The 12400-nt window shown below is 66.8% G+C and carries 11 protein-coding genes; 3 read left to right on the plus strand and 8 right to left on the minus strand.

The window, feature by feature from the left end; genetic code table 11:
• Window positions 1-6: 6 nt before the first annotated feature.
• The 6 genes from KQ303_RS13965 to KQ303_RS13990 form a co-directional block, all read right to left on the minus strand.
• Complete coding sequence (locus tag KQ303_RS13965) at window positions 7-1182, minus strand: LptF/LptG family permease (protein WP_259730845.1); 1176 nt, start codon at window positions 1180-1182, stop codon at window positions 7-9.
• Between the two features lie 20 nt (window positions 1183-1202).
• Window positions 1203-1931, minus strand: coding sequence for an LPS export ABC transporter ATP-binding protein (gene lptB, locus KQ303_RS13970; protein WP_094513108.1), 729 nt, complete (start codon window positions 1929-1931; stop codon window positions 1203-1205).
• On the minus strand, window positions 1928-2491 hold the full coding sequence (locus KQ303_RS13975) for an LptA/OstA family protein (protein ID WP_259730761.1): 564 nt from the start codon (window positions 2489-2491) through the stop codon (window positions 1928-1930). The genes lptB and KQ303_RS13975 overlap by 4 nt, the downstream gene beginning before the upstream one ends.
• An 85-nt stretch (window positions 2492-2576) precedes the next feature.
• Complete coding sequence (locus tag KQ303_RS13980) at window positions 2577-2972, minus strand: DUF309 domain-containing protein (protein ID WP_259730762.1); 396 nt, start codon at window positions 2970-2972, stop codon at window positions 2577-2579.
• Between the two features lie 8 nt (window positions 2973-2980).
• Entirely contained in the window at window positions 2981-4789 is a 1809-nt protein-coding gene (gene typA / locus KQ303_RS13985; protein WP_094513110.1) for a translational GTPase TypA, read from the minus strand.
• Window positions 4790-4850: 61 nt separating this feature from the next.
• Window positions 4851-5594 (minus strand): D-alanyl-D-alanine carboxypeptidase family protein, encoded by a 744-nt coding sequence (locus tag KQ303_RS13990; protein WP_255101280.1) that lies wholly within the window; start codon window positions 5592-5594, stop codon window positions 4851-4853.
• 128 nt (window positions 5595-5722) lie between these two features.
• On the opposite strand from KQ303_RS13990, the gene chlP reads away from it, so the two are divergent.
• On the plus strand, window positions 5723-7123 hold the full coding sequence (gene chlP / locus KQ303_RS13995) for a geranylgeranyl reductase (protein WP_259730763.1): 1401 nt from the start codon (window positions 5723-5725) through the stop codon (window positions 7121-7123).
• A gap of 96 nt (window positions 7124-7219) precedes the next feature.
• On the opposite strand, the gene glyS is transcribed toward chlP, so the two are convergent.
• Window positions 7220-9388 (minus strand): glycine--tRNA ligase subunit beta, encoded by a 2169-nt coding sequence (gene glyS, locus KQ303_RS14000; protein WP_259730764.1) that lies wholly within the window; start codon window positions 9386-9388, stop codon window positions 7220-7222.
• Window positions 9389-9577: 189 nt separating this feature from the next.
• Here glyS and KQ303_RS14005 point away from each other — a divergent pair, with 189 nt between their 5' ends.
• On the plus strand, window positions 9578-11341 hold the full coding sequence (locus KQ303_RS14005; protein ID WP_259730846.1) for an NADPH-dependent assimilatory sulfite reductase hemoprotein subunit: 1764 nt from the start codon (window positions 9578-9580) through the stop codon (window positions 11339-11341).
• Entirely contained in the window at window positions 11335-11712 is a 378-nt protein-coding gene (locus tag KQ303_RS14010) for a hypothetical protein (RefSeq protein ID WP_094513115.1), read from the plus strand. Before KQ303_RS14005 ends, KQ303_RS14010 begins: the two co-directional genes overlap by 7 nt.
• Here KQ303_RS14010 and KQ303_RS14015 read toward each other — a convergent pair.
• Window positions 11646-12395 (minus strand): M15 family metallopeptidase, encoded by a 750-nt coding sequence (locus KQ303_RS14015; RefSeq protein WP_259730765.1) that lies wholly within the window; start codon window positions 12393-12395, stop codon window positions 11646-11648. The two genes, KQ303_RS14010 and KQ303_RS14015, sit on opposite strands and share 67 nt — an antisense overlap.
• Between the last annotated feature and the right edge of the window lie 5 nt (window positions 12396-12400).

The following is a 12400-nucleotide window of genomic DNA, read 5'->3' on the forward strand; positions in this document are numbered from 1 at the left end:
GGGAGATCAGCGGCTGGCCTGTCGGAGCAGCACAAGGCCACCCGCCAGACCGATGAACACCGGCATCCAGGCTGCCAGGAAGGGGCCCAGGGTGCCCTTCACCCCCAGCGAACTGAAGATGAAGGACATCAGGTAGTAGGAGAAAATCAGCAGGACGCTGATGCCGAACCCCTGGCTGCGGCTGGTGCGGGCATCCGGGCGCACGCCCAGGCTGCTGCCGATCAGACCGAACACCAGACAGATGGTGGGGAAGGCGAATTTCTCCTGAATGCGCACCCGCATCCGGCGGGCCTCTTTCTGGTCGCCGGCCTCTCTGAGCAACCGCTCGGCGCGCAGGGCTTCGGCCACGGACATGCTGGCGGCGTCCTTGGGCAGGGCAGCCAGTTTCAGCGGCCCCTGATCGAGCGGATAGAGGTAGCGGTCGAACCTGGCGGAGGTGGTGGAGCCCTCAGCCCCTCCTACCAGCACCACCTGGCCGTCCTTGAATTCCCACATGCCCTGCTCCGCGTTCCAGATTCCCTGCTTGGCCTGCAGGATCTGGGTGCCGTTCTCGCGGGTGAAATCGAGCACCGTCACATCCTGCATCTCCCCTTTCTCGAATCTGCGCGCATAGAAGAGCTGGGAGAGGTAGCGGTCGGCGCCGGAATCATCCTTGGCGGGCCGCAGGCTGAAGCGTGAGTAAATGATGTTGCTGCCCTTTTCCGTGGCCACCGACCTGCCCAGGGCCTCGTTGAGTGTGTCGGCCGCCTGGAGGTTGGCGGCGGGCACGATCAGGTCGTTGAACGTGAAGGTGAGCAGGCTCATCAGCAGCGCCACGCCCAGGGCCGGCATCACCATGCGGCTGGTGCTCACGCCGATGCTGCGCAGAGCCGTGAGCTCACTGTTGCCCGACAGCCTGCTGTAGGCAAGCAGTGTGGCCATCAAGGTGGCCATCGGAAACGACAGCACCAGGAATCCCGGCAGGCGCAGGCCCAGCACCTGCATCGCCACCGTCACCGGCAAGCCTGATTCCGCCACCCGGCGCACCAGCTCGAACACCACCCCCACCGACAGGGACACCGTGGTGAAGGCCGCCACGCCGAACAGCAGCGGGCCGAGCAGTTCACCGCTCAGCCAACGATCCATCAGCGGCAGGCGCTCCCAGAGCAGCAGTACGGGGCGCAGCAGCCGCTTGAGCGCCATCACGGGTTCGTGAGCAAGTGTCACAGCTGGAAGCCCTCCCCCAGGTAGTGCTGGCGCACAAGCGGGTTGCTGGCCACCTCAGCCGAAGGCCCGGAGGCCAGCAGGCTGCCTTCCGTGAGGATGTAGGCGCGGTCGGTGATGGAGAGGGTCTCCCGGACGTTGTGATCGGTGATCAGCAGACCCATGTTGCGATCCCGCAGAGTGCCGATCAGGGTCTGGAGGTCGGCAACGGCGAGCGGATCGACGCCGGCGAAGGGTTCATCCAGCAGCAGGTAGCGCGGGCCAGCTTCGCCGACCGCCAGGGCGCGCGCCACTTCACAGCGGCGCCGCTCGCCTCCGGACAGCTGGAAGCCACGGCGGTGCTGAAAGTTGGTCAGGTGGAACTCCTCCACCAACTGCTCGACGCGCTCCCGTCGCCCCGCCACCGGAGCGCCGCTCTGTTGCAGGGCGAGCTGCAGGTTCTGGCGCACGCTCAGCTGCCGGAAAACGCTCGGCTCCTGGGGCAGGTAGCCGATGCCCAGACGGGCACGCTCCGGCATGGCCAGCCGCTCCACCCGCTTCCCATCGAGCACGACCCGGCCCCGATCCGGTTTGAGCAAGCCGGTGACGAGGTTGAAGGTGGTGGTCTTGCCGGCGCCGTTGGGGCCCAGCAGGCCGACCACTTCGCCGGGCTCCAGGGCGAGGGTCACCCCCTTGACCAGGGGGCGGCCTCCGATGCTCAGGGCCACCCCTTCCAACACGAGGCTCATGGCACTGCTGGCCCAGCAGGCTGAGCGTTCTGCTGGATTCTTAGCTGGCTGAACACCTGCTTGCCATCGGTGGGTTGGGCCAGCACCCGTTCGGTGTCCACCAGGTAGACCACCCGTTCGGCGCGCAGCAGGTTGCCGCCTTCCTGCACCACGTCCACATCGCCGGTGAGCACGATGCGCCCCTCCCGGGTGAAGTACTGGGCCTGGCGGGCGGTGGCGGCCAGGCGCCGATCGGGGTAAAGAATCCTCACGTTGCCGGTGGCGGTCACGATGCCGGTGCTGTTGTCAGCGCGCTGCGTGTCCGATTCGATCGTCACCAGGCCGGTGGGCGTGATCGGTGCCTGCGGCGTGAGCACCGTTCCTTCAGGGGCTGACGTCGAGGTGGGCATCGGGGCCCCCGGTGCGGCGCCCGCCGGCCGCGGCAACTGGGGGGCCTCGGGCACCTGCGACCCCAGTGGCAGCGCCCGCGCCAGGGGGGGATGGAGGCTCCAGAGCGCGAGCATCAGTGCCGCCCCTGTTGTAGCGAGGGGGGGGCGACGGCGTCGGTGCATCTCAGGCATGGTTCCGGCAGGGGCAGGAAGGGGGCGGGCGTGGGAGTCCCGCACCCGGCTCAGGGAGCGAGCTTCGCGGCAGGGGATCAGTGGGTCAGGCAGCTGGCGTCAACACTGGCAGGGGGAGGGCCCCTGGGTCATTCCCCTGTTGCAGGCAGTGCAGCCGGTCAGCCACCCGGGTGCGCAGCAGGGTGAGGTTGAAGCCGAGGGCGTCGGCCGGAAACGGTGCCAGCCGGCCCAACCCTTCACCCAGCAGCAGCGTGGCTCCACGCTGGTTGCCGCGCTGCAGATGCAGGTGGGCCACGGCGATCTGCAGAAATCCCTGAAGCGCGGCTCGGTCGGGCCCCTGGGTTTCGTGCCAGATCTCCTCGAACACGTCGTGGCAGGCGTACCACTCACCCGCGTTGAACAGCCCGACGGCCACCTGCAGACGGGGGTCTGCGGTCAGGTCGTCGGCGGGGGGCACCGGGCCGGGGTGGCGGGATGCCATCCCCTGGCTCATCGCTTGGCGGCCTTCTTCACCGGCAGCTTGCGCAGCCGGATCGATTCCGGGGTCACTTCCAGCATTTCGTCCGGCCCGATGTACTCAAGCGCGCGCTCAAGCGTCATCTGAATCGGGGATTGAAGCGTGTCGAGCACTTCAGCGCCAGCCGAGCGGATGTTGGTGACCTGCTTGGCCTTGCAGACGTTCAGCTCAAGATCGGGCGGCCTGTTGTGTTCGCCCACGATCATGCCCTTGTAGACCTTGGTGCCAGGCGTGATGAAGAACTGGCCCCGATCCTCCGCGCCCTTGAGCGCGTAGAAGGTGGCGGTGCCTTCTTCGAAAGCCACCAGTACGCCGTTCCGGCGGGCATCGAAATCCCCCTGCATGGGGCGGTATTCAAAGAAGGAGTGGCTCATGATTCCTTCGCCGCGGGTGGCGCGCACGAACTCACCACGGAAACCGATCAGGCCGCGGGCCGGCACCACGAATTCCAGCTGGGTGCGGCCGTCGTTGCCGGTTTCCATGTTCTGCATCTCGCCCTTGCGGGTGCCGAGCTTCTCGATGCAGGAGCCCACCGCATCTTCGGGAACGTCCATCACCAGGGTTTCCACCGGCTCGCACGGTGTGCCGTCGATCGTGCGGAAAATCACCTGCGGCTGGGACACCTGGAACTCATAGCCTTCGCGGCGCATGGTTTCGATCAGGATGCCCAGGTGCAGCTCACCACGGCCGCTCACGGAGAAGCGATCAGGGGAGTCGGTGTCCTCCACCCGCAGCGCCACGTTGGTGAGCAGCTCCTTCTGAAGGCGGTCACGCAGCTGACGGCTGGTGACGAACTTGCCTTCCTTGCCAGCAAAGGGAGAATCGTTGACCACGAAGGTCATCTGGAGGGTGGGTTCATCCACCCGGATCAAGGGCAGCGCTTCGGGGTGATCGGGGCAGGCGATCGTTTCGCCGATGTTCACCTCATCGAAGCCCGCCACGGCCACCAGATCGCCGGCGCTGGCCTGCTCAATCTCCACCCGCTGCAGGCCCTGGAAGCCGAGCAGCTTGCTGATCCGGCCGCGCTTGATGCTGCCGTCGTCGCGGATCAGTGCGGCGCTCTGGCCGGCCTTGATGGTGCCGTTGTGGATGCGGCCGATCATGATCCGACCCAGGAAGTCGGAGTAGTCGAGCGTGGTGACCTGCATCTGCAGGGGCTTTTCAGGGTCTCCGACCGGCGGCGGCACATGGCGCAGGATGGCGTCGAAGAGCGGCTTCATCGTTTCGCTCTCGGTGGCCATGTCGGGCTTGGCGTAGCCCCCCATGCCGCTGCCGAACAGGTAGGTGAAGTCGCACTGGTCGTCGTCGGCGCCGAGCTCGAGGAACAGATCCAGCACCTTGTCGACCGCCTGTTCCGGGTCGACGCGGGCGCGGTCAATCTTGTTGACGAACACGATCGGCCGCAGGCCCTGCTCGAGCGCCTTCTTGAGCACGAAGCGGGTCTGGGGCATGGGCCCCTCGTTGGCGTCCACGATCAGCAGGGCACCATCCACCATGCCGAGCACCCGCTCCACCTCGCCGCCGAAATCGGCGTGTCCGGGGGTATCGACGATGTTGATGCGTACGCCGGCGTAATCAACCGCGGTGTTCTTGGAGAGGATCGTGATGCCGCGCTCGCGCTCCAGGTCGTTCGAGTCCATCACGCAGGTGGGCACAGCCTCGCCGTCCCGGAAGATCCCCGACTGCTGAAGCAGGGCATCCACGAGCGTGGTCTTGCCGTGGTCAACGTGGGCGATGATCGCGATATTGCGAATCGGTGCGCTCTGGGAAGCGGCGCTCATGCGTGATCTCTCCTTCAATCCTTTCTGACGCAACCACTACCGGTTGCAATGAACCTTCACCCTATCCCAGCCCGCTCCGCTCAGATCCCTGCAGCTGTCGGGCCGGTTCGAACATCCGCAGCGCCTCCGCTGATCCCTCGAAGCGCCAGTGCCATGGCTCGTAGGTCACGCCTTGGGCATTGCCGCGCGGAAACGAGAGTTTGAAGTGGTAGCGGTTGGCATTCTCCTGCAGCCAGCGGAAGGCGGGAGTGCGCTCGAAGTCGACACTCAGGTTGGCGGCGGGCCGGCCGCCATCGCCGAGATCGACGGCGTAGCCGGTGCTGTGCTCGGAAAAACCCGGTGGGGCGCTCACCTGGGCGCGCTCCTCGGCGCTCTGGTTACGCTCCGATTTGACACCAAAGAAAATCTGCTGCTGCAGATCCACTGAGCGGAAACCGCTCAGCAAGCGCAGATCCACCCCATCGGCGGCCGCTTCCCTCTGCATGGCGAGCAGCTCGACGGCAGCCTCTGTATGCAGCATCAGGCCCGGCGCCACGTTGGTGAGCTGGTCCGTCGGCGCTTCCGCATAGGGGAAGTGGCCCAGCAGCCGCCCATCGCTGCCCAGCCGTGCATCGATCCCGGGGACGGGGGGAGGGGTGAGCAACTGGACCAGCGGCTCGCGGAAGCGAAAACCCAGCGCGCCACCACCCACCACCAGCACCATCACGGTGCCGAGCACCGCGCGCAGCGATCGTCCCCGGGGTGGTCCGGGGCGCAGCGAGCGCTGGGCCACCGGGATGTCGTCGCCCTGATGACGCGCGGACATTCGCGGGGGCAAAGGACGGGGCTACAAGCTTGAAACAATCGTAGGGGCCAGGCCCTTCGGCGCCTCAAAAGCCGGAACAGGAGTGTTAGCTTCCAGCCCAGGATCGTTCCAGCGGAGCAGGTTTCAAGATGTTGCGAGTCGCAGTGGTGGGTGGCGGCCCAAGCGGTTCCTGTGCTGCGGAGGTCCTCGCCAAGGCGGGCATCGAAACCTGGTTGTTTGAGCGAAAGCTTGATAATGCCAAGCCCTGCGGTGGTGCGATTCCGCTCTGCATGGTTGATGAATTCGACCTGCCGGAGTCGATCATCGACCGCAAGGTGCGCAACATGAAGATGATCTCGCCCTCCAATCGTGAGGTGGATATCCATCTGGACAACGCCGATGAATACATCGGCATGTGCCGCCGCGAAGTGCTTGATGGCTTCCTGCGCAATCGGGCCGCCGAGCTGGGCACCCACCTCGTCAACGGGCTGGTTCAGAGCATCGACACCGGCAAGAACCGCCAGGGCCCTTATACCCTCAAGTATGCCGATTATTCCTCCGGTGGCCCTACCGGTGAGATCAAGACTCTCGAAGTGGATCTGATCGTCGGCGCCGATGGGGCCAACAGCCGCGTTGCCAAGGCGATGGATGCCGGCGACTACAACGTCGCCATTGCCTTTCAGGAGCGCATCCGTCTTCCCAAGGAGGAGATGGCCTACTACGAAGACCTCGCAGAAATGTATGTGGGCACCGATGTGTCCCCGGACTTCTACGCCTGGGTCTTCCCCAAGTTCGACCACGTGGCCGTCGGAACCGGCACCATGCAGGTCAACCAGGCCTTGATCAAGGGGCTCCAGAAGGGCATTCGGGAACGGGCCTCCGCCCGCCTGCTCAATGGTGAGGTGATCAAGGTGGAAGCTCACCCGATCCCTGAGCATCCCCGCCCGCGTCGGGTGGTGGGTCGCATGGCCTTGGTGGGCGATGCCGCCGGCTACGTGACCAAGAGTTCCGGTGAAGGAATCTATTTCGCCGCCAAGAGTGGCCGCATGTGCGCCGAACAGATCGTGGCAGCCAGCAGCTCTGGAGCAACGATTCCCACCGAAAAAGATCTCAAGGTCTACATCAAGAAGTGGGACCGCAAATACGGTGCCACCTACAAAGTTCTTGAGCTTCTGCAAAACATCTTCTATCGCAACGACGCTGCCCGCGAGGCCTTCGTTGAAATGTGCGATGACAAAGATGTGCAGCGTCTCACCTTCGACAGCTACCTCTACAAGCGGGTGGTGATGATGAACCCGTGGCAGCAGATCAAGCTCACCCTGCTCACCCTCGGCTCCGTGCTTCGCGGCCAGGCGCTGGCCCCCGCCGGCTACCAGCCGGTGAAGAGCGCTGTCCGCACCCAGGCAGAGATGGAGCTTTTCGCCGCCACCGGTTCCCTGCACCCCCGTCAGGCTGAGGGGCTGGCCGCCGACATCGCCCCCACCCCATCAGCTGCAGGGGCCGCCGTGAGCGAAGCCGAGGAACGGGAACCTGCCCTGATGGGTCACTGAACTGACATTCAGCGCCTCACTTCAGCGCCTCACTGGGGCTCTTCCCAAATCCAGGGGGAGCCTTTGCGGTCCTTTGTCCTTGACAGGCAGCGCCGATCAGCCATCAAGGGCGCTGAAATCGGCGAGGACCTCTGACTGATTGGTGAGAACTGCCAGCAGATTCAGCCGGTTGGTGCGCACGGCCATGTCGTCGCACATCACCATCACGCTCGTTTCGCCATCGAAGAAGGCCGCAAGCGCTCCCGCACCCTGGCCGAGGGCTGCGGCGAGACCGCTGTAGTCGATGCTGCCGGCCTCGCCGCAGGCCAGCGGCTCAATGTCCTGCACCACTGCCAGCAGTTGCGCTTCGCTGCTGGCAGTGAAGCGGGCTGGCTCCACCACGCCATCTGCCAGTAGCACCTGGCCGCTGAGCTCGCTGTGCTGCGCCAGCCGCGCCGCACGCTGCACCACGGCCTGAACCTCCTTGAGGGCGCCGCTCGCCCGAAGGTCGGCCAACACCTGGGTCCGCTCCCAGGCGTCGATGGGTTGGCGCAGCAGGCGTTCCCCTTGGACCGTGGCACCCGCCACCGCCCTTACCAGGTCAGCATCGAAGCCTTCCTCCTCCAGCTGGGCCACCAGCCGCTGGCGCAGAAACTCCTGCAGTTCCAGTGACAGGGCGGCGGAATCCACCCCAAGGCCTGGCAGCAGCGCCTGCCAGTGCGCCGTGGCGCGCTGCAGCAGAGCGTTCAGATCAAGGCGCCAACCCTGGGCGTGGAGCACCTGCAGCAGCCCGTTGGCGGCCCGCCGCAGCCCGTAGGGATCGGAAGACCCGCTCGGCCGCTCCCCTTTGGCGTAGATGCTGAGCAGCAGCTCCAGGCGCTCCGCCATCGCCACCACCGCTCCGGCAGCGGAGCTGGGCAGGCGATCGCCGGCACCACGCGGCAGGTAGTGCTCAAGCACAGCCAGGGCCACGCCGCGCGATTCGCCTTCCTCCAGCACGTACTTCGCTCCGATCACCCCCTGCAGTTCCGGGAATTCGCCCACCATCTGGCTGACCAGATCGTGCTTGCAGAGTTCGGCGGCGCAGCGGGCGGTTTCGGCGTCGTCGTCCGCTAACGCCAGTGCCTCCAGCAGGGTGTCGGTGAGCCAGCAGATTCGTTCGGCGCGCTGTTTCAGGCTGCCCAGTCCTTCAGCAAACGTGACCCGCTCCAACTGACTGAGGCGGCTTTGACTGCTCACCCGGCGGTCTGCGTCCAGGAAGAAGGCGGCATCGGCCAGCCGCGCCCGCAGCACCCGCTCGTTCCCCCGGCGCACCGTTGAGGCCGCCGCCTCCAGGCCGTTGCCGATGCAGAGAAACCTGGGCAGCAGTAGGGACCGGGCCGAGAGCGCCAGAACATCCGCCTGGGCGCCCATAGGCTCCAGCGGCACGTAGCGCTGGTGGGAACGCATCACCGTGCTCAGCACCTCGGGGGGCAGGGCAAGGAAGTGTGCATCGATGCTGCCTTCAATCAGCGAGGGGCTCTCCACCAGATCGACCAGCTCCTCGAAGAGCGCCTCCGGCAGATCGGGCCGGGCGCCGGCGGCGATGGCTGCCGCCTCCAGCTGCTGACGGATCCACTGGGCGCGCAGCTGGCGGTCGACCTGTACCCCGGCGGCGGCCAGCTCCTGCCTGTAGGTGTGCGCCGCCGTGATCGACACCTCCGACTGCACGAGTCGGTGGCCGCGGCTGAGGCGGCCGCTCTGGATGCAGGGATCGGTAGCCGACAACTGCACGGGAATCACCCGCTCATCAAGCAGGGCCACCAGCCAGCGGACCGGCCGGCTGAAGCGACTGTCTCCCTGGCCCCAGCGCATGAAGCGCCTTCCCTGCAGGGCATCGATCCAGCCGGGAATCAGGCCGCTCAGCAGCTCAAAGGTGGGCTGCCCCTGCTGCCGCAGGCGGGCGAAGACGAACGGCCCTTTCGGGGTCTGGCGGACTTCAAGTTCGCTGGCGGCCACGCCGCAGCGCCGGGCGAAGCCGATGGCGGCGGGAGCCGGCTCCCCGTTCACGAAGGCCTGCTCCGCCGGTGGGCCCTTGCGCTCCTCTTCCTGATCGGCCTGGCGCTCCGGCAGGCCACTCACGCACACGGCGAGGCGGCGGGGCGTGCTGCTGCACCACAGCGACTCCAGCGGCAGCTTGTGCGCGCTCAGTGCCTGGCGCACCTGCTGCTCCAATTGAGGGAGGGCCATCCGGGCGAAATCCGCCGGCAGTTCCTCGGTGCCGATCTCCAGCAGGAACGTGGCCACGCAAGTGTCTCAACAGCCACCGACTGTATTGAACGCCAGTGACGACGCGGCTGCTTCGCTACCTTCAAACAACCTGGTAGCACCAACGTGACCGTGACCCCCAACCGTGTTCGCAAGTCCGTGGGGGAACGGGAGGCTGAGGGCGGCCCTTCAGAGGGTGGATCCACCAAGCCTGCAGCAGGGCAACCGTTGGCTGCCACTGGGCAATCAACGGCTGGGCAACCAGCGACTGCCAGCGACCTGCCACCCACCAAGTTCGAGCTGCTCAAGGCGGCCAGCGGCCATCTCAAGGAGCCGCTGGCCACCGAACTGGAGAACGACAAGCCGTTCTTCACGGACGGCGCCGTCCAGATCCTCAAGTTTCACGGCAGTTATCAGCAGGACAACCGCGACAACCGCCAGAAGGGCCGTGAAAAGGACTGGCAAATGATGCTGCGGCTACGCAGCCCCGCCGGGCGCATCCCGGTGCCGCTCTATCTGGCCATGGACGACCTGTCCAACAACCTCGGCAACGGCACGCTGCGGGTGACCACCCGCCAGGCCTTCCAGATGCACGGCATCGCCAAGGCCGATCTGCGCGAGGTGATCGGCACGATCGTGCGCGCGCTGGGTTCCACGCTGGCGGCCTGCGGTGACATCAACCGCAACGTGATGGCCCCCGCTGCCCCCTTCGAGAAGGGGGGCTACCCCGCCGCGCGTCGGTTGGCGGATCAGATCGCCGATCTGCTGTCGCCGGAGGCCGCCGAGGGCTCCTATCTCGACCTCTGGGTGGAAGGGGATCACAGCTACCGCTTCAAGCCCGACAAGCCGGTACGTGAGGCACGCGAGCGCCAGCGCGAAGGAGCCCTGTTCAGCGGTGATGCCTCCGAGCCCCTCTACGGCGGCACCTACCTGCCGCGCAAGTTCAAGGTGGCCGTCACGGTGCCGGGCGACAACTCCGTGGATCTGCTCACCCAGGACATCGGCCTGGTGGTGTTCACCGATCCGAGTGGGCGCCTCAGGGGCTGCAACGCCTACGTGGGTGGGGGCATGGGCCGCACCCATAACAAGGACGAAACCTTTGCGCGCACTGCCGATCCGCTCGGCTACGTGGCTGCCGAGCATGTGCTCGATCTCGTCCAGGCGATCGCTGCCCTGCAGCGCGACCACGGCGATCGCCAGGTGCGGCGCCACGCCCGCATGAAGTACCTGATCCACGACCGGGGCATCGCCTGGTTCAAGCAGGAGCTCAAGCGCTATTTCCCCTATCCGATCCGTGGCCTGCAGAACGAGCCCACCCCCCGCCTCGCCGACTACCTGGGCTGGCATCGCCAGAGCGCCAATCTCTGGTTCGTGGGCCTGCCCCTGCTCTGTGGCCGCCTCGAAGGCGAGCGCAAGCAGGGGCTGCGAAAGCTGGTGGAGACCTACCAGCTGGAGGTGCGGCTCACTCCCAACCAGGACCTGCTGCTCTGCAACATCGGCACCCCCCAGCGCAGTTCGGTGCGCTCCGCCCTGGCGGAGCTCGGCTTCCAGGCCCCCGAAGCTCCCGATCTGCTGGCCCGCCATGCGATCGCCTGCCCGGCCCTGCCCACCTGTGGTCTGGCCATCACCGAATCGGAACGCATCCTTCCTGAGGTGCTCGATCGCCTCGATGCCCTGCTGCGGCGCCTGGAGATCGAGAAACCCGTGCTCGTGCGCATGACCGGCTGTCCCAATGGTTGCGCCCGCCCCTACATGGCGGAGATCGGTCTGGTGGGCAGCGGCGTGGAGCAGTACCAGCTCTGGCTGGGGGGCACCCCCAACCTCACCCGTCTGGCCAGTCCCTTCCTGGAGCGGATGCCCCTGGCGGAACTGGAGAGCACCCTTGAACCCCTGCTGCGGGGCTGGAAGGCGGCCGGTGGGCGGCGCAGCTTCGGTGAGCACGTGGCCCAGCTGGGTGATGTGGCCGTGCGTGAGGCCCTGGTCGGATGTTGATCCGGCCGCTGCGGCTCGCTCTTGTGCTCGCCGCCCTGTCCATGGCCGGGCCCGCAGCCCTCAGCCAGGACCGACGCACACCTGCCGTCCCGGTGCAGACGTTCGAGCCGGATCCCCTCACCTGCAAGCGCGACAACCTGCTGGCCGCCTACCGGCGCCAGCTCAACCAGTTCGCCAGCCAACCACCGAAGGTGCTGGCCCGCCTGCGGGAGGTGCAACTTGAAATGGGCGAGGCCACCTTGAAACGCTGCGCCGCTCTCGGCCATCTCAGCCGGCCGGAGGCGGAGCAGATCTGGCGCGAGTTTCAGCTGATGCCGCTGCCCACCGCCACCGTGCCCTCTCCAGACCCAGCGCCTGTCCAGCGCCCGTAGCAGGCCTGCGCAGCGCCGCTGCGCCAGGCCCACAGCTGATCACCATGGCTGAAGTGCCACCACTCGTTGGGGTGCTGACTGAACCCAGCTGCCGCCATCACCGCCTGCAGCAGCAGCCGTCGCTGGTGCCAGCTCGCCGCTGGGCCGGTTGGATCCTCTGCGGCAGCGTCGGCATAGTGCCCAGGCTCTGAGACCGCGCCGATCGCATCGATGTCCCCGCCCATTCCCAGCAGCGCGCCTGCCGGCCCGGCCAGGGTCAGATCCACGGCTGCCCCTGTGCTGTGCGGCGGCGGTGTGGCTGGATCGGCACTGGGCGGGGCCCAGAAGCGGCCCACCTCTGCGGCCACGGCCTCGCGCTCCGGCCCCGGCCGCTCGGGATCCACCCCACGGGCTCGGCATTCCTCCCGCAGTGCGTGCTCCACCATGAACGCCTGCACCGCCAGCGGCCGCCAGGCATCAAACACGGCCAGCCGGCAGCCATTCTGCTGCTGCTGCAGGGCGTCCTGAGCCTGCAGCAGACGCTCCACCACCCCCTGGCGCAGGCGAAAGGGGCAGCCGGCCTGGCCATAGGGGGCCCCGAGAGCCGCATAGGGGTGAGGCTCGAGCCGGAGCAGCTCGGGGGGGAGTGGGATCAGCGGTTCGCCGTTGTCTTCGATCGGGACCGAGCTCCAGGGACGCGGCACGGCGG

Source organism: Synechococcus sp. CS-1333, assembly GCF_025128015.1.
Lineage (GTDB): Bacteria > Cyanobacteriota > Cyanobacteriia > PCC-6307 > Cyanobiaceae > MW101C3.

Excerpts from the sequence above, each read along its gene's own strand:
- KQ303_RS13975 (WP_259730761.1), bottom strand. The coding sequence starts at position 2,491 with ATGCCTGAGATGCACCGACGCCGTCGCCCCCCCCTCGCTACAACAGGG.
- KQ303_RS14010 (WP_094513115.1), top strand. The coding sequence starts at position 11,335 with ATGTTGATCCGGCCGCTGCGGCTCGCTCTTGTGCTCGCCGCCCTGTCC.
- lptB (WP_094513108.1), bottom strand. The coding sequence starts at position 1,931 with ATGAGCCTCGTGTTGGAAGGGGTGGCCCTGAGCATCGGAGGCCGCCCC.
- KQ303_RS13990 (WP_255101280.1), bottom strand. The coding sequence starts at position 5,594 with ATGTCCGCGCGTCATCAGGGCGACGACATCCCGGTGGCCCAGCGCTCG.
- chlP (WP_259730763.1), top strand. The coding sequence starts at position 5,723 with ATGTTGCGAGTCGCAGTGGTGGGTGGCGGCCCAAGCGGTTCCTGTGCT.
- KQ303_RS13965 (WP_259730845.1), bottom strand. The coding sequence starts at position 1,182 with ATGGCGCTCAAGCGGCTGCTGCGCCCCGTACTGCTGCTCTGGGAGCGC.
- typA (WP_094513110.1), bottom strand. The coding sequence starts at position 4,789 with ATGAGCGCCGCTTCCCAGAGCGCACCGATTCGCAATATCGCGATCATC.
- KQ303_RS13980 (WP_259730762.1), bottom strand. The coding sequence starts at position 2,972 with ATGGCATCCCGCCACCCCGGCCCGGTGCCCCCCGCCGACGACCTGACC.